The sequence below is a fragment of the Stenotrophomonas aracearum genome (assembly GCF_031834615.1).
GTDB classification, from domain to species: Bacteria; Pseudomonadota; Gammaproteobacteria; order Xanthomonadales; family Xanthomonadaceae; genus Stenotrophomonas; species Stenotrophomonas aracearum.
The window spans coordinates 4,082,958-4,099,909 of record NZ_CP115543.1 but is presented as its reverse complement, the minus strand read 5'-3'; the positions used below and the strand labels follow the sequence as shown (position 1 = coordinate 4,099,909).

Genomic DNA, 16,952 nt, shown 5'->3' with positions numbered 1-16,952 from the left:
CGAAACGATGAGTGCGAAAAAGTTTGACTTCTTCAATGGGTTCTCGCCACAGGAGAATCCAAATGCTGCGATGGTCTTTTCTGTCAACTGTCTGTTGATGGAAGATAGGCTGGATGATCTATCTTGGCTTGCTACGGATGGACACTATTTTGCCGGGGCTTCAGGAGAGCCAGGATGGGAAGTGGAGCGACGTAATTCATCTTCCAGTTCGGGCGAGCCTGGTTACGAATCATGGCCAACGTGGGCAAGCTTCCGCGCGTATGTAGAGCCCGAGGCATACAACCTCGCGCATCCAGAGGTTTACATGAGCGGTCAAGAATTCTACGGCGTTCTGTGCGACGCGCTGGAGTCGTACGTGCGGGGCTCTGGGGAAAGGACGGTCGATGCAATGCAGCTTCTCGAAGATGTTCGAGCTAATCGCCGGAATTGGGCGCTTGGGCGCGTAGGGACCGGTTGAAGCTTTCGCACCCGCGCCCACTCCTCCACCGTCTGGAGCCTTTGCCGCACCGCGCAAGCGGGTGCAACATCGACGCTGACCCCATGGGCCGGTCCGGTGAACATCGCGGGCGGCGCACCGCCGTCCGGCCTGGGCAACGTCGCGGTCGCCAGCGGTACCGGCGCGGTACCGGCTGAAACCAAGGAGTACTGGCACACCTACGACGGCGAGAGCCGCATCCTGGTCAACAACGCTACGTTGCAGAACGGCCAGATCGTGTTGACCCTGGCCAACGAGGACTCCTACAGCCTGGCCTACAACGCGGCCGGCAACGTGGTCTCGCGCACTACCAACCGCACCGCCAATGGCCTGTCGCTGTACTGGATCGACCGCACTTCCTACGATCTGCGCGGCAGCCGTCAGTTCGAGTACTACACCGACACCATCCGCAATGGTGTGTTCGAGGCAGGCGGTGGCATTCGCAAGCAGCTGACCTATGACGCGGCCAACCACATGACCGCTTCGCTGAGCTACTTCGCAGCCAACAGCTACTGGGTTCACGAAACCGGCACCGGGCCGGGCGAGCACTACGAGTACTACGACACGTACTACTACGGCGGTTGGCTGTCTGCCGCGGAAACCTGTGCCTACGACGGCGACGGTCGCATCACTGTCCAGCAGACACTGAAGCGCAGTGACAACAGGCAGATGTGGTTGATGGGCAACGCAAACGTCGGTGGGCGCGAGTCCACCGATCTGGGCGTGCTCGACTTCAGCTCAGGCACCGACTACGCCGGCGGTTACGACGTGCTCGGCCGGATGGTGAGCTACCGGTATGTCACCCCGCAGTACACCCACACCTACACAACCACCTATGAGGGACGCGAGAATTGGTTGCAGAAGACCGTCACCGCGACAAGCAGCAACAGCAGCTACCGCACGACTACCAACACACTGACCTATGACGCATACGGTCGGCTGCTCTCGCAGCGTGAAACCACGCCGCTGCAGAACGGCAACATCGACGACCGCATGCGCTACTACGCCAACGACGCGGACGGCAAGGTGGTCAATCGTCGCGAAGGCCTGCTGTCCAGCAACGGCACCTTCACCCAGGACGGCATGGCCGGGCCGGCCAACTCACGGCTGGTGCACGCCAACGGCCAGCAGATTGCGGAAATTCGTGAAGGCTACCAAGGCGTCTTCCTCAACAAGCCATACAACACCCAGCAGATCCAGAGCCTGGCAGGGCGGGGCGGCTATGACGCCGGCGGCGGGCAGACCGTGGCCCAGGCCGGCGACACCCTGCGCACCATCGCCCAGCGCATCTACGGCACTGATCAGCTGTGGTACGTGCTGGCCGACGCTAACGGATTTGGTGATGCCGATGCGGAGATTGGGGCCGGCACACGGATCAATACGCCTGAAAGCTCGGTAAGCAGCAACAACGCAAACACCTTCAAGCCTTACGATCCGGGAGCAGCCATTGGCAGCACCGCACCTGGGCTGCCTTTCATCCCGCCGCCGCCGCCGCAGAAGTGTGGCGCACTGTCGAAGGTCATTGCGATAGTGGTGCAGGTGGTGGTGACCGCAGTGGTCGCGTATTACTCTGGCAACGCGGAAGCTGCATACGCAGCGGGTGCAGCCGCAGGCAACCATGCCGGTCAGGTCAGCGCGGCAATGCTGAATGGGCAGTTCGATTGGAGTCGGTGGGCGAGCATGACCGCCAATCCGTTCCAGGGCAATGCCAACGATGCGGTTACTACCGTTTTCGATCCCATCGGCCACGGCATGCCGGGTCAGATCGACTACAAGAGCATCGCAGTCTCCGCCGCAGCTGCCTACACCGCGTCCTATGTAGGTGGCGCCAACGCCTACTCTTACGCGGCGACCAGCTATGCAACCAACTACCAGTACGCCAAGTGGGCCGGCTACGACGTGAGCTGGAGCAATCGCCAGCTGGGTCAGAACCTCGCAGCGGTTGCAATCAGCCAAGGGGTGAACAAGTCGGGCATGTTCGGGACCGATACCAGGTCCGGGCTGGATGGAAACACGACCGTCGTTGCAAGGACTGATGGAGCGGAGGGCTTTAGCTGGACGGCAGTGGCACGCAATACGGCACTCAACTTCGTTGCCGGCGCAGTTACCTACGGTGTCGGCAAGGCGCTCAAATCCAAGGAGCATTGGAACACCGGCGACAGGGTTGCCGACGCGTTTGGCAATGCGTTGGGCACTGAGCTTGCAGCGCCTTACTCAAATCGATTCGAGCGCAGCCTGGAGGAAGCGAACGAAAGCCTCAGCCAGATCAACGCAGAGTTGAGCGCGAAGAGCGAGCAGGGGATGCAGTCTCTGATTGCTGACTTCCAGAGCGGCACCACTAATGTCCGTGAACGCACGATCGCGATGAAGGACGATGCGGCCGATGGAGCGCCACTTGCGACCTCCGCAAAAACTGCGCCACAAGCAAGGCGTGGTATTGATGGGCGATATCGTGATGACAGCCCGGAGTTTGCCAGCTATTCGGATAGGCTGATCGCATGGGCTGAGCCCCTCACCGACATGCGCGGCCTCAATCAGCAAGACAAGTACGAGCTCGCCTATAAGCTTGCCAATGGGAAATCAAGTCCCTATTCGCCAGAGTCTGTTATCACCAACCTACCTGCCGTGCAGGCGGTTTCCCCTGATGGTAGTCCTGCTTTGCGTATCTACGCACCCGTGCACTACACGGCAAGTATGGAGTACCGATTTAGCGACATAGAAGAGCTGAAGACGATAGGCATAAGTGCAACATCCCTAGTTGCGCCCACGGCTGCGGATGCCATGAGGCGGGGGACAAAGCCCGAGGGATTGGACATCTTGACCGGCCCTCTCAAATTGGTCGCAAACGTCGGAATAGACGCGATAAATCTTACAACGCTGACCACGCCTGTAGGCTGGGCGCTCCGCGGCACTGACACCATCTATGACATTCCACACCTCAAGTACTCGAATGGAGAAGTGACGGCCGCTGGAGCCGTGGAGTCCGCGACCCTGATATTTGGCATCACGAAGCAAGGCATCCGCCTGGCAAAGGGCGTGACGGAGTATGCGCCGTTTGCAGCGAGAGGTTTGGCGGCAAGGGAGCTGGATGGGTGGGGCGTCAGAAGCCTTGGTGAGACAAAGGGGGCATACTCACTCGTCGAACCAGGGCCGTTAGCAGACTCCGTGGCTGCCACGTTCTCGGGCGGCCGCTATCGAGTTGTTGTCCTCGAGCAGGACACTGTTCTCTACAGAGCAGGGACCAAGGATACGGAGCTTGGACAGTTCTTCAGTAGCGACCGGCCGCTGGGTGCGCTGCAGAGCCGGGTGGACAAAGCCGTGCTTCCGGTATGGCCAGGGGGCGGAAAATCTCCAATTGATACCGCGTTCGCGGTTAAAATCCCCAAGGGAACACAGGTTTACGTCGGAGAGGTGGGTTCGCAGGGGGGAATCTATGTCGGTGGCACCCAACAAATCGTCGTGCTAAAGCCTTGGCAAATTGACGGCGTAGAAGTTCTTGGTTCGAGACCATTGAGATGACAAAAGTACAGGACATCGATTTCATTATTTGCAGAATGATCACGCTCCTTAGAGCTAGCTCACTGCCAGATTGGGCTCTTGCGCTTGAACGGCATCAGCGTGATCTGAAGATTGATCCAATCTCCGCAGAGGCGAGGATATTGGCAATGTATGGAGGAATGGGTTCACTGAGTGACATAGTTCTATATCTGGAGGGGAGGCCCGCGGTCAAAGAGAACAATGAATTTGATGATCTCAGGGAGAGGCTCTACACGCTCTGTAGCCGAAATTAGCCTACTCCTTGGTCTCGCCAGCGCGCATCCGCAGCAATAGGAATGCTCACTCGCTCCGGCCCATTTGCTGCGAGAACGTGGCTCTGGTGCTATGCGGTCTTGTTGGAGGGTCGTCCGCCTAGACGCATGCATCGGGTGGATTGACTGGCCGAAGGCCCTATCCTCCACGAGGTACAGTGCAGGTTCGGTGGATCGCGGAATGCCGGCAGACATCCGTATCAGCTCTTGAAGACGCCTACAGAATCGTAATTAATAGTAAGAGCTGTCTTATGAGGAATAAGCCGCGCACAAAGTAGGTCAAGATCAGTGGAATTGTGCAATCGACCGGACTTTGCTGTGCAAGTAATGGTGAAGATTCCCAGTGCCTCTGTTCAATTGGCGGCGGGCCGGCTATGCGGCCACTGTCTGCTCGCAACATAACTGATTTGCCAAATCATCCATCGCTACTACTGTTCTGGCCTGCGCGCAAGACCCAAACTTCATTCTACCCTTGCACCAAGTGGTTATCCAAAGACCCTTGCTTTCACGCAAAACTCACGTCTATGATCGGCGCTCGGGCTGACCCATGCAGGGGATGTTCAGGGGGCGGCCCGGTATTCCGGGCTGCGGCGAGTGGTAGCTAGGGGTAGTCACCAATCATGGTCCGCACGGATTCGCGTGCCGCGCGTTTGCGCGGGTTTTTGGCGTCAGATCGGGGAAACGAAACATTGGCATGGGCGTTGGCTGACGAGCTGGTGCTCGATGGTCAGCCAGGCGATGCCTATGCCGTTCTAGCCGATCACCCTGCGTCGAAAAGCCCCGGCTTCCGTCACCGCTTGGCCCAGCTCTCACTTTCCGTGGGCGACTACAGCGCTGCGCTGCATTGCCTGGAAACTCTACGAAGTCAGTATGACAGCGACGTTGCGGTCGACCATGACTACGCGTTTGCGCTGATGTGCCTTGGGCGGCTGGATGATGCTGCGGTGGCCGCTGCGGCCGCGCAGGAAAAGCACGGTCGCAACCCCTCGCTACAGCTGCTGCAGGGACGCCTGGCCATGCTGGCCGGCGACCTGACGCATGCGGTAGCAATGCTCGGTGCGCTTGGAGCGGAACACCCAGCAGACGCGCAGGTGCAGGGTGTGCTTGCGCTGGCACTCTTCGACAACGATGAGCTCGGCAGGGCACAGCTGCATGCGAACGCGGCGGTTGCGTTGCAGGCGCATCAACATGAGGCGCTGCTGGTACTTGGATCGCTCGCGCTGCGGTCTGAGCCCGCCGTGGCCTTGGGCTATTTCCAGCGCGCCGCAGACACGCATCCGGGTTCTGGCCGCGCGTTGTCCGGACTGGGTCAGAGTCAGATGTTGCAGGGGGGCATGCCGGATGCCGAGCGCACCCTTCAGCAGGCCGCCCGTGCCATGCCCGAGCACCTCGGCACATGGCACGCACTGGCGTGGTCGCAGTTGTTGCAGGGCAACGTGGTCGCAGCGCAGGCGAGCTTCGAGCAATCACTTGCTGTGGATCGAAACTTCGGTGACACCCACGGTGGCCTTGCACTGGTGCACGCACTTCAGGGTCGGCGCCATGAAGCCGAGGAGGCGCTGAAGCGTGCGTTCCGGCTGGATCCGCGCTCCATGACCGCGCAGTACGCGCAGGTGGTGCTGCGTAGCGGCCGGGGCGAAGCGTTGCTGGCCCAGCAGGGGCTTGCGTCGCTGTTGAGCTCGGCCGGGGTGGAGGCAGGTATGCCTATCCCGGCATTCTCTGATGCCCTGATGCGCATCCTCACCGGGCGGGCGAAGCCGAGCCGATGACCGCAGACTTCGCGATGCGTCTGCTCATCGAAACGCTGCTCGCTGCCGTCAAGATGAGTGCCCCGATCCTGCTGGCTACGCTGGTGGTGGGGCTGCTCATCTCCATTGTTCAGGTTGTCACCCAGATCCAGGAAATGACGCTGACGTTCGTGCCCAAGATCATCGTGGTGGTCATCGTCTGCGTAACCCTTGGTGCATGGATGCTGGGCGTAGCGGTAGAGCTGGCGCGCCGCATGTTCGAGACAGCGTCGGGACTCTGAGCAATGCCCGCCCTCCATGACTTCCTGACGACCTACCTGCTCGCCATGCTGCGGTTCCTGCCGACTGTCCTGCTGGTTCCGCTGTCGCCGCTGCGTTGGGCGCCCGGCATGGTGCGTATTGCACTACTGATGCTGCTGGCATGGCTGGGCACCAGCTTGATGCCGGCGGCCGTTTCGCTGCAGGGCGGACCGGCGTGGATCTCCGCCATCTGCGGCGAACTGTTGATTGGAACGGCATTTGGTCTGGCGGTGATGCTACCCAATGCCGCATTGCACACGGCAGGCTGGGTGCTGGACATCCAGGCGGGCAGCAGCGCCGGTGCGTTGTTCAACCCGGGCAGCCAGAATGACATGCAGGCCGTGTTCGGCACCGCATTGATGCTGGTTGCCACTGCGCTCTTCTTCGTGCTCGACCTCCACCTGCAACTTTACCGCATGCTGGCGGTGAGCCTGCAGACGGTGCCACTGGGTCGAGGCGGTGTGCGGCTTGAGTGGGATGGCCTGGCCGGCATGCTGGGCCAGAGCTTCCTGCTGGGCTTCATGATTGTCCTGCCCGTGATCCTCGGCCTGCTACTGGTGGATGTGGGTGTTGCCTATGCCACCCGGTCGATGCCGCAGGCAAATGTGTACTTCCTTGCGCTGCCGCTGAAGCTGTTGGCTGCAGTCGGTCTGCTGATGGCCACACTGCCATTCGTGCCCACGCTGTTCTCGCGTCTGTTCAATGACGCGTTCGCGCGCGTTCCTACGGTACTGGGAGGCTGAGCATGTCGGATGCCGACCAGGACAAGACCGAACAGCCCACCTCGTTCCGGCTCGAAGAAGCGCGGAAGCGGGGCGAGGTGGCGCGCAGCCAGGACATCACCGGCGTACTGGTACTGATTGTGTTCGCCAGTGTGCTGACGCTCACCGTCGGGGATATCACCGCGGCGTTGGCCAACGCCACCCGCGCGATGGTACAGGTGGCGGCCAGTGCACCCACGCCGGGCATGGGATTGATGCGCGGCATCGCGTCGATCTGCGCGCCGTTGGGTCATGCGCTGATGCCGTTGGTACTGGCGTTGATGGTGGCGGCCGTGCTGGGCAATGTCCTGCAGACCGGTCTGATCTTCACTACCCACCCGCTCACGCCCGACCCGAAGCGGCTCAACCCGGCCCAGGCGTTCAAGCGGCTGTTCGCGCTGCGCAGCCTTTGGGAGCTTGGAAAGATGGGGGTGAAGTTCCTGCTGCTGGCGGTGCTGTGCTGGTTGACGGTACGCCACGCCACCCAACTGGTGGAATCCGCCATGCGCACGTCTCCCGGCGACGCCGGCAGCCTGCTGCTGCACGGTTTCGTCCGCACCTCGGTGTACGTACTGATGATCCTGGGCCTGGTGGCCTTGGCAGATCTGATGTTCAGTCGTCGCAACTTCATGCGGCAGATGCGCATGAGCCGGCGTGAGCTCAAGGAAGAAGTGAAACGTCGTGACGGCGACCCCGGCATCAAGGGCCGTCGCCGCGAGAAGCTGCGCGAACTGCTGAAGAAGAGCCGTGCGCTTGGTCGTGTCGCGGAAGCCGACATGGTTTTGACCAACCCCACCCATGTGGCCGTTGCCCTGCGCTATCGGCCGGGCCAGACCCTTGGTCCAGTGGTGATCGCCAAGGGCGCGGGCATGATGGCAGCGCACATCCGTAGCCTGGCCTCGCGCCACAGCGTGCCGGTCTGGCCTTCCATGACGTTGGCGCGGGCGTTGTATCGCGAGTGCGACATCGACCAGATGGTGCCCGAGTCGCAGTACGGAACGCTTGCGCCGCTCTATCGCCGACTGTGGGCGCAGCGCGGGGCGGCGGCATGAAGGCCTTGTTCGCCCAGCTTTGGGAAGGCAAGCGCGACCTGGCCATGGTGGCGCTGGTGCTGGGCGTGCTCATCGTGCTGTTCGTGCCAGTGCCGCCGATGCTGCTGGACCTGCTGCTGGTGCTGAACATCAGCATGGCGCTGCTGATCCTTCTGGTGACGTTCTTTACCGATTCACCGCTCAAGTTCTCCACGTTCCCCACCATCCTTCTGCTGTCCACGTTGTTCCGGCTCGCGCTCAACGTCTCGGCAACCCGCCTGATCCTGGAGGGTGCCGATGCCGGCCGGGTGATCAACGCGATCGGCGAGTTCGTCGTGGGCGGCAACTACATCGTGGGCATCGTGGTCTTCATCATCCTTGTGGTCGTGCAGTACGTGGTGGTCACCAGCGGTGCGCAGCGCGTGGCGGAGGTCGCCGCGCGCTTCACCCTGGATTCGATGCCGGGCAAGCAGATGAGCATCGATGCCGACATGAACATGGGGCTCATCGATGAGAAGGAGGCGCGTGAACGGCGTCGCCAGATCGAGCGTGAGGCCAACTTCTACGGTGCAATGGACGGTGCCACCAAGTTCGTGAAGGGCGATGCCATTGCCGGTATCGTGATCATCCTCACCAACATCGTCGGAGGCCTGGCGATCGGTATCGCCCAGCTTGGCCTGCCATGGGGGGAAGCGGTGCAGCGCTTCACCCTGCTGACCATTGGCGACGGCATCGTCACCCAGATCCCGTCGCTGGTGATTGCCGTGGCCACCGGCATCATCATCACCCGCGCTGCCGCAGACGCGCAGCTGGGGTCGGAAATTCCAAAGCAGATCCTGGCCAACCCCAAGGCATTGGTCATCGTGGCGGTGGTGCTGCTGATCGTGCTGGTGCTGCCTGGCTTCCCGGTGGCGCCGGTGCTGGTGGTGCTGTGCATCCTGGGGGCGCTGGCCTGGTTGGCCATGCGTTCTGAGCAGGCACGACAGGCCGAAGAACACACCGACATTGAACTGCCGCGTCTGGAGGCCGGGGCTGTGGCTCCGCAGGAGATCGGCCAGCTGCTGCGTATCGAGCCGATCGAGGTCCGCCTTGGAGGCGCGTTGTTCGATACGTTTACCGGCCCAGACAGCGACCTGGCGGAGCGGATCGAACACCTGCGGCGCCAGTTTGCGCAGGACCTTGGCTTTGTCATGCCCAAGGTGCAGCAGCAGCGCAGCGAGCTGCCGCCGGAAAGCTACGAGGTCCATTTCCATGGGTGCCGTGTGGGACAAGGCAGCCTGATGACCGATCGAGTGTTGGCGATCAATCCCGGCGGCCAGCGCGCACGCCTGGAAGGCCCTGATACCCGCGACCCAGCTTACGGCCTGCCCGCGCAGTGGATCGAACCCCAGGCACGGCAGACCGCACGCACCGCCGGTTACACGCTGGTCGAGCCGGATACGGTGTTGATCACCCACTTGAGCGAGCTGGTCAAGCGGCAGTCAGCGGACCTGCTGACCCGGCAGGACACCGAACGGATGCTGCAGCGGGTGCGCGAGCAGAACGCATCGCTGGTGGAAGAGCTGGTGCCGGCCATCCTGAGCTACTCCGAGGTGCAGAAGGTACTGCAGCTTCTGCTGCGCGAGCAGGTCAGCGTGCGCCACCTCGAGGCCATCCTTGAAGTGCTGGTGGACGCCGGGCGAACCGTGAAGAACGCCGAGGATCTCGCTGAGCGGGTTCGTGAGCGCCTGGGCGGCAGCATCTGCCAAAGCCTGCGTGACGCCAATGGCGATCTTCACGTGATGACGCTGGCGCCGGAACTCGAACACGAGCTGCTGTCCAGCGTGCGCGGCAGCGAGGGACGCGGCAGCCTGTTCGGCGAGATCGCGCAGCTGGATGGATTCATGAAAAGCCTGGCTGCGCAAAGCGAGTCGATGATGGGCCGCAACCTGGTACCGGTGCTGCTCTGTCCTGGCCCGGTGCGTCGCTCGCTGCGCCAGCTGCTCTCGCGCTCGATGCCGTACCTCGCGGTGATCAGCCTCAACGAGATCCCGGCCACGCTGCCAGTGCGCTCCTTTGCCGCCATCCGGAGTCAGTAAGCGATGACCGATACCTTGCAGGCCTTGGGCCGACAATTGGGCACGGATGTGGACACACTGGCCTCGATCAGCCGCAACGTGGCAAACCTGCAGACGCCGGGCTACCGGGCCGAGCGCATGGGCAGCGACTTCGCGACGCAGGCCGGGTTGAGCGTGGTGCCCGACCAGCGCGACGGCAGCCTGGCGCAGACCGGTCGCTCATTCGACCTCGCGCTCCGTGGGCCGGGCTTCTTCGTGGTCGAGCGCCAGGGCCAGCAGCTGCTGGTGCGTTCGGGAAGCTTCCAGCTCGACGCGGACGGCAACCTGGTGACCCGCCACGGCGACGCAGTGCTGGGCCAGTCCGGCCCGATCAGCATCGACCCCCGTCAGTTGAGCGCAGACACGCCGCTGCGCGTGCAGGCCGACGGCCAGCTGTGGGCTGGCCAGCAGCCACTCGGCCAGCTTCAGCTGGTAGCCGTTGCCGAACCCCTTCAGCTGCGGAGCATGGGCAATGGTGCCTACCGCTATGAGGGTGCACCCGCGCAGTGGCAGGGCAGCGTCGTGCAGGGCGCGGTGGAGCAGGCCAACGTGGACCCGGCCGACGAAATGCTGCGACTGATGGAGCTGACCCGCCACGTCGACGCGGTGCGCCGGGCGATGAGTACCTACGACCAGGTGCTGGACACCGGAATCAACAAGATCGGCGAGAACTGAGAGGGATATCCATGATCGACGCATTGCATATCGCGGCCACCGGCCTGCGCAGTGGCCAGCGGCAGCTGGACACCATTTCAAACAACGTGGCCAACCTGCAGACGCCTGGATTCAAGGCCAGCCGGGTCAATTTCGCGGACATCGCCACGCCGCTGCCAGCACTGGGCGAGACCCTTGAGCAGTCCCAGCCGGAACAGCGCCTCGGTGGCGTGCGAATCACTTCCACCAGCACTTCGTTCGAACCTGGCGAAATGCGCCAGACCGGCAGCCCGCTGGATGTCGCCATCGACGGTAATGGCTTCTACGAGTTCGAGGCCACCGACGGCAGCCTGGTTTACTCGCGCAGTGGCCAGTTCCGGTTGGACGAAGACGGCTACCTGCGCAATTTCCAGGGGTTGAGGCTGTCCGGGGACGTGCAGATTCCGCGCGAAGGCGCCGACCTGCGGATCTCGCCGGAAGGGGAGGTGACCGTGCAGATGCCGGCGGAACTGGAACGCACCGTGGTGGGAACCATCGAGGTGGTTCGGTTCGCTGCGGCTGACGCCATGCGCTCCATTGGCGACAACCTCTATGCGGTTACAGCGCAGGCAGGTACGGCGGTCTACGGCCGTGCCGGCGATGACGGTGCGGGCAAGCTCCGCCAGGGCCAGATGGAAATGGCCAACGTGGAGATCATCGAAGAGATGTCCAGCCTGGTGCTTGCGCAGCGCGCCTATCAGCTCAATGCTCGCGTACTGCAGGCGGCGGACCAGGTGATGGACACCATCAACAACCTGAGGCGTTGAGGCATGTCGCTCGCATCCCTGCTGCTGTCGTTCACTCTTGCCGCCATGCCTGTGGTCGGCAACGGCGACGCCTTGCCTGCACAGGTCGCTGAGACATTGCAGGCGCGTCTACAGGCCGGGGGCAGCACCGCGAAGGTTGCAGTGGGTGCTCTGCAGGTCCAGCCATTGCCCGCCGGTGCGGTCAGTGCAGAGGTGGGCGAGGTGGCCGGACGCTGGCCACGCGCGCGGGCCACGGTGCCGGTGCGGCTGCGGGTAGATGGTCGCCTGGTGCGCACCCTCAGCATGCCGGTCACGGCCAGCGATGTGCGCACGGTCCAGGTGTTTGCGGCGGATTACGCCGCGCGCACTGCACTGGGCGACGTACGGCTTCAAGCCGCCCAGGTGGACATGGTGTGCTGCGCCGGTGCAATCCTGCAGCAGCATCCGGGGGATGACTACCGGCTGCGTACCGATGTACGCGCGGGCATGCCGCTCACCGAGGGCAGCGTCGAAGCCCGCCCGGCGGTACAGGGCATGCAGAGCGTGCAGTTGCTGGTGCAGCGCGGTTCCATCCGGCTTTCTGCCGATGCGGTTGCCTTGCAGGACGGGCGACTCGGCGAGCGCATCCCGGTCCGCCCCAGTTACGCGCAGGAAGCGATCGTCGCGGTGGTCACCGCACCCGGGAAGGTACAGGTTCATGAGTAAGTTCCCGCAACGCTTCACCGCCGGCGTGCTGCTGGCGATGGTCACGGCCTGCGCGCTGGCGGCACCGCCGGCGCGACAGACCTTGGTGGACGTAGAGAACTACCGGCCGCTGATGGCCGACCACCGTGCATACCGACCCGGTGATGTGCTCACTGTGTACGTGGCCGAAGCCACCCGGGCCAAGTCCCAGGCTGCGACCGACGCGTCCAGCCAGCTCGGTCTGGGTGCTTCGCTGTCCTCGCCCACGACCGACTACTCGGCCAAGGCCGGGCTGAACGGCTCCGTTGCCGGCGGCGCCCAGACCACGCGGAGTGGCGAACTGCGTACGCAGATTTCGGTGTAGGTGGTGTCGGTGCAGCCTGACGGCATGCTGGACATCGAGGGTGAGCAGACGTTGCTGGTCAACCGCGAACGACAGCATATTCGCCTGCGTGGACGCGTACGTCCGCAGGACATCGCCGCCGACAACACGGTCTGGTCGCACCGGATCGCCAATGCGGACATCGAACTGGACGGGGTGGGCGATGTAAGTACCTCCCAGCGCCAGAGCATGATCTACCGCGCCCTGAAATGGCTGAGGTTGCTGTGATCACCCTGCGCGTTCTGCTCGTTTCGTTGCTGGCCATGCTGGCATCCATCGACCCCGCTATGGCCGCAACGGTGAAGGTCAAGGACATTGCCCGCGTGGCCGGCGTCCGCGAGAACCAGCTGACAGGTTATGGGCTGGTGTTCGGCCTGTCCGGTTCTGGTGACTCCAGCCGCAACCGCGCAACCGTGCAGTCGGTGGCCAACACCCTGCGCACGTTCGGCGTAAACGTCTCAGACCAGGACGTGGCCAGCCGCAACGTGGCGGCGGTGATCGTCACGGCTCGCCTTCCTGCGTTCGCCGAGCCCGGCCAGCTGGTAGACGTACAGGTAGCCTCGTCCGGCGATGCGCGCAGCCTCACGGGGGGCACCCTGATGCTGACGCCGCTGCGCGGTGCCGATGGCCGTCTGTATGCCATGGCCCAGGGCGCGCTGTCGGTCGGCGGCTACCAGTTCGAGGGCCTGGCAGCTTCGCTGCAACGCAATCACCCCACTGTGGGCTGGATTCCATCAGGCGGCAGCATCGAACAGGCTTCGCCGCTGCAGGTCGCCACCGACGGCCGATCGCTGTCGATCGTGCTCAATGAGCCGGATTTCACCAACGCCACGCGAATTGCAGACGCCATTCGCGGCATGGGTGAGGTAAGCGGTGCGCGTGCCGAACATGCTGGAAAGGTCAGTGTCACCTTCGCGCGTCCGCCAGGTGACCTGATAGCAGTGATCTCGAGGCTGGAGAACCTCACGCTGGAGCAGCAACGCAAGGCGAGGGTGGTGGTCAACGAGCGAACCGGCACAGTGGTGGCAGGTGGCGACGTGCGGTTGGGGCGGGTCAGCGTCTCGCATGGCAGCTTGAAGGTCGAGATCAGCAACGAGTTCCAGGTGTCGCAGCCAGACGGTGTGTACTTCCGTCCCAGCCGGGGCATTGCATCGGTGGTGACACCTTCCACGCGGATCGACGCCGAGGAGGGCGTGGCACCGCTGGTACAGGTGCCAGAAGGCGCCTCGGTGGCCGACCTAATTGGAGCGTTGCGTACGGCGCGTCTCACTACGCGCGATGTGATTGCCGTCCTTCAGTCGATCAAGACCGCCGGCGCGCTCGATGGCGAGCTGGTCATTCAATAACAGGGGAACGTGGATGGAAGCATCAACGCTGGACGCCGTAAGGCTGTCCATGGGCCTGCAGCAACTCCGGGCGGAACTGGCCAGCAACAATGTGGCCCGAGCCGGAACGCCGGGGGCGCGCGCGCAGACGGCGGACTTCGCACAGTTGGAGGGTCTGCTTAAAGCTTATGGCAGCGGCAACGCATCGTCCGCGGCGCTCTCCGATGGGCTGCGCGCACTGTCTGCGCTGAAGCCGCACGACGCGACGGTGGAAGCCTCGGCGCTGGGCCTGGACACGCAGGTGGCGGAGATGTCGGCGGCGTCGATGAACTACCAGACCTTGGGCGAAGTTCTCAGCCGCCAGTTCGGTCTGATGCGCCTTGCCGTAACAGGAAGGAGCTGAGCATGGCGATTGACAGCATTCTCGACACGGTGCGTGCCGGCATGGCGCAGGAGCGTCTGCGCCTGGATGCAGCCAGCCGCAACATTGCCAGTGCCAATGTGGCGCTGCCGGCGGACGGAAGTGCCCAGCGCTGGCAGGTGGGCGCGGGTCGCGACTTCGCGGCGCAACTGCAGGCAGTTCCGGCAGATACCCGTGAAGTCAGTGACCCGGGCCACCCCATGGCTGACGCACAGGGCTTCGTGCACTACGCCCGGGTCGACATGGTGCAGGAAATGACCACGTTGATGACGGCCAGCCGCGGCTACGAGGCCAACGTGCGTTCGTTCAACATGCTGCGTGGCATGACGCTGCGCGCACTCGATATTGGAGCGAAGTAATGGCTGTTGAAGCAATTGGCGCTGTCGATGCACTCAGATTGCTGCCCACCGGACCGGCCGAGCCCGGCCGAACGGCGGATTTCTCTGCAGCAATCGGGCAGGGCGTCCAGCATCTTGAAGGCCGCCTGCAGGCGGCCGACGCGGCCACCAAAGCGCTGGCCAGTGGCAAGGACGTGCCAGTGCACGAAGTGATGATTGCCCTGGAACAGGCCCGAATGGAGCTGACTTTTGCAGTAGAGGTCCGCAACCGCCTGCTTGAGTCGTACCAGGAACTGGCACGGATGCAGCTCTGACCATGAATGCCTTGTCTTTCTACAGATCGCTTTCCCAGCCTGCGCGCGCCGGTCTGCTGGTTGGCAGCCTGCTGGTGGTGGGCGCAACCATCGCGGTGGTTGCATGGCTGGTCGCCCCTCGGCATCAGACGCTGTTCAGTAATCTCCGGCAGTCCGACGCGGCAGAAATCGTGCAGACGCTGGGCGAATGGAAGGTGCCCTATAGCCTTGGTGAAGGCGGCACCTCGATCAGCGTGGACGAAGCGAAGGTCTATGAAACACGCATGCGCCTGGTCTCGGCGGGCATCCCCAAGGGAGGGCATGTTGGCTTTGAGCTGTTCAACGAGTCCGACTTCGGGGTCACCGAGTTCGCCCAGAAGGTGAACTACCAGCGGGCGCTGCAGGGTGAGATCGAGCGCACCATCACCAGCCTCCCCGGCGTGCTGGATGCCCGGGTTCACCTGACCATTCGTCGTCAGGGGTTGTTCGCCGAGCAGGAAGACGGCTCCAAGGCCTCGGTGGCCCTGTCGCTGTCGCCTGGCCAGAGCCTGAGTCGCGGTCAGCTCGACGGTATTCGCAGTCTGGTGGCGGCATCGGTGGAAGGGCTCAAGCCAGAGCATGTGTCGGTGCTCGACTCAGAAGGCGCGCTGTTGTCCGGCGGCGCCGCGGACATCGCGACTGGCGGCGAGCAGGTACAGGGCGAGCGCAAGGGTGAAGTTGAGCGGGCCATCACCACGCGGGTGGCCTCGCTGCTGGGCAAGACCATGAATGCGGGCGACTTCGCCGTGTCGGTCGATGCCACCCTGAACTACGACGCGGTGCGCGAAGTCAGCGAACGCCCGGTGGCTCTCGGAGACCAGGGCAGCGGGCTGATCCAGCGGCGGCGGACCACCTCGCAACCGCAGCAGGAGGGCGCAGCCACGCCACGCCAGGAGGAAGACACCGAGTACGTGCTCGGCACGACCCGGCAGGAAGTAAACCGGGCCCCGGGCCGTGTCGAACGCCTGTCGGTGGCGGTGGTAGTCCCCGCCCGCCTGGACGAGGTTGAGCTGTACCGGCTGCGCGCGTTGGTTGCCGCTGCCGCCGGAATGGATTTCGAGCGCGGTGACCAATTGGAGATCTCGCGTCTGGGCCAGGGCCATGCGACCGGGCCCGCCTCCGCGGCGGCGGCAGCAGATGCGGGCCCGCAGGTTTCGGCTCCCAGCGTGCGTGCACCGGCGCCACCGAGCGTGCAGAAGCCGGCGCCGGAGTATGGTTGGCGGCTGATCGCAGCGGCGCTGCTTGGGGTGGTGGCGACCTGGCTGTGGCTCGGGCTGCGCCGACGGCAACCGGCCCGTCTCACAGCACAGCAGCGCGAAGAAGCCCTCCGGAAGATGCGCCTGTGGTTGCAAGACGGACGCCTGTCATGAGCGTCGCAGTCGCTACCGAAGCGCACCGCCGCTGTGCGCTGCTGCTGGCGCCGCTTCACCCGCGTGACCAGAGCGCCTTGATCGCCGCACTTCCGTCGTCGGATGAACCGCTGGTGCGGCAGGTGCTGCGCGAGCTGCTGGCGTCGTCGCTTCCCATCGACGCTGTATCAGCGGAGGGACTCGAGGCTGGCTCGTCCGTGCAAACTGATCTGCCTGCCGTCCGCATCGACTGGAACACGATGGCCGGCCGCGTTTCGTCGCCCTGGCTGGCACGCGGCCTCACCTGCCTGCAGGGAGCCGAACGCGAGTTCTGCATTGCGGCCCTGGAACCGGCGAGCCGCGCTGCGGTGGTTCCGATGCTGGCGAACGTGTCCGTGCTGCCGACCGCCCTGGAAGCGTCGCTGCGCAGGCATCTCCTCGACATGGTTGAGGCGGGCTGAC

General features: G+C 63.6%; 17 protein-coding genes and 1 pseudogene. All 18 read left to right on the top strand.

Going from position 1 to position 16,952, the window contains the following annotated elements:
* Positions 1-7 precede the first annotated feature (7 nt).
* The 18 genes and pseudogenes from PDM28_RS18405 (at position 8) to PDM28_RS18320 (ending at position 16,951) form a co-directional block, all read left to right on the top strand.
* Positions 8-457, top strand: a complete 450-nt coding sequence (locus PDM28_RS18405) for a hypothetical protein (protein WP_311183163.1) — start codon at positions 8-10, stop codon at positions 455-457.
* 96 nt (positions 458-553) lie between these two features.
* The gene (locus tag PDM28_RS18400) at positions 554-3,994 is read left to right on the top strand and encodes a LysM peptidoglycan-binding domain-containing protein (protein ID WP_311183162.1); all 3,441 of its coding nucleotides are present in this window, start codon (positions 554-556) and stop codon (positions 3,992-3,994) included.
* Positions 3,991-4,266 carry a DUF6966 domain-containing protein gene (locus PDM28_RS18395; RefSeq protein ID WP_311183161.1) on the top strand — a complete coding sequence of 92 codons (276 nt, stop codon included), beginning with the start codon at positions 3,991-3,993 and terminating at the stop codon, positions 4,264-4,266. Before PDM28_RS18400 ends, PDM28_RS18395 begins: the two co-directional genes overlap by 4 nt.
* Positions 4,267-4,985: 719 nt before the next feature.
* Positions 4,986-6,053 (top strand): tetratricopeptide repeat protein, encoded by a 1,068-nt coding sequence (locus PDM28_RS18390; protein WP_311183160.1) that lies wholly within the window; start codon positions 4,986-4,988, stop codon positions 6,051-6,053.
* Positions 6,050-6,313, top strand: coding sequence for a flagellar biosynthetic protein FliQ (locus PDM28_RS18385; protein ID WP_068854410.1), 264 nt, complete (start codon positions 6,050-6,052; stop codon positions 6,311-6,313). Before PDM28_RS18390 ends, PDM28_RS18385 begins: the two co-directional genes overlap by 4 nt.
* Before the next feature lie 3 nt (positions 6,314-6,316).
* Positions 6,317-7,075 carry a flagellar biosynthetic protein FliR gene (locus PDM28_RS18380; RefSeq protein ID WP_311183159.1) on the top strand — a complete coding sequence of 253 codons (759 nt, stop codon included), beginning with the start codon at positions 6,317-6,319 and terminating at the stop codon, positions 7,073-7,075.
* Between the two features lie 2 nt (positions 7,076-7,077).
* A complete protein-coding gene (locus tag PDM28_RS18375; RefSeq protein ID WP_311183158.1) occupies positions 7,078-8,145 on the top strand; it encodes an EscU/YscU/HrcU family type III secretion system export apparatus switch protein in 1,068 nt (355 codons plus the stop codon).
* On the top strand, positions 8,142-10,202 hold the full coding sequence (locus PDM28_RS18370; RefSeq protein WP_311183156.1) for a flagellar biosynthesis protein FlhA: 2,061 nt from the start codon (positions 8,142-8,144) through the stop codon (positions 10,200-10,202). The genes PDM28_RS18375 and PDM28_RS18370 overlap by 4 nt, the downstream gene beginning before the upstream one ends.
* 3 nt (positions 10,203-10,205) lie before the next feature.
* Complete coding sequence (locus tag PDM28_RS18365; protein ID WP_311183155.1) at positions 10,206-10,895, top strand: flagellar hook-basal body protein; 690 nt, start codon at positions 10,206-10,208, stop codon at positions 10,893-10,895.
* Between the two features lie 11 nt (positions 10,896-10,906).
* The gene (locus PDM28_RS18360) at positions 10,907-11,680 is read left to right on the top strand and encodes a flagellar hook-basal body protein (RefSeq protein ID WP_311183154.1); all 774 of its coding nucleotides are present in this window, start codon (positions 10,907-10,909) and stop codon (positions 11,678-11,680) included.
* A gap of 3 nt (positions 11,681-11,683) precedes the next feature.
* Entirely contained in the window at positions 11,684-12,364 is a 681-nt protein-coding gene (gene flgA / locus PDM28_RS18355; RefSeq protein WP_311183153.1) for a flagellar basal body P-ring formation chaperone FlgA, read from the top strand.
* Positions 12,246-12,953, top strand: a pseudogene (locus PDM28_RS18350) (flagellar basal body L-ring protein FlgH). The gene flgA and the pseudogene PDM28_RS18350 overlap by 119 nt, the downstream one beginning before the upstream one ends.
* Positions 12,935-14,071, top strand: a complete 1,137-nt coding sequence (locus tag PDM28_RS18345; RefSeq protein WP_311183152.1) for a flagellar basal body P-ring protein FlgI — start codon at positions 12,935-12,937, stop codon at positions 14,069-14,071. Before PDM28_RS18350 ends, PDM28_RS18345 begins: the two are co-directional and overlap by 19 nt.
* 13 nt (positions 14,072-14,084) lie before the next feature.
* Complete coding sequence (locus tag PDM28_RS18340; RefSeq protein WP_311183151.1) at positions 14,085-14,453, top strand: flagellar basal body rod protein FlgB; 369 nt, start codon at positions 14,085-14,087, stop codon at positions 14,451-14,453.
* A 2-nt stretch (positions 14,454-14,455) separates the two neighbouring features.
* On the top strand, positions 14,456-14,830 hold the full coding sequence (locus tag PDM28_RS18335) for a flagellar basal body rod protein FlgC (RefSeq protein WP_311183150.1): 375 nt from the start codon (positions 14,456-14,458) through the stop codon (positions 14,828-14,830).
* On the top strand, positions 14,830-15,123 hold the full coding sequence (fliE, locus tag PDM28_RS18330; protein WP_311183149.1) for a flagellar hook-basal body complex protein FliE: 294 nt from the start codon (positions 14,830-14,832) through the stop codon (positions 15,121-15,123). The genes PDM28_RS18335 and fliE overlap by 1 nt, the downstream gene beginning before the upstream one ends.
* A 2-nt stretch (positions 15,124-15,125) precedes the next feature.
* Positions 15,126-16,511, top strand: a complete 1,386-nt coding sequence (gene fliF / locus PDM28_RS18325; protein ID WP_311183148.1) for a flagellar basal-body MS-ring/collar protein FliF — start codon at positions 15,126-15,128, stop codon at positions 16,509-16,511.
* The gene (locus PDM28_RS18320) at positions 16,508-16,951 is read left to right on the top strand and encodes a hypothetical protein (protein ID WP_311183147.1); all 444 of its coding nucleotides are present in this window, start codon (positions 16,508-16,510) and stop codon (positions 16,949-16,951) included. Before fliF ends, PDM28_RS18320 begins: the two co-directional genes overlap by 4 nt.
* The last annotated feature ends 1 nt before the right edge of the window (position 16,952 follow it).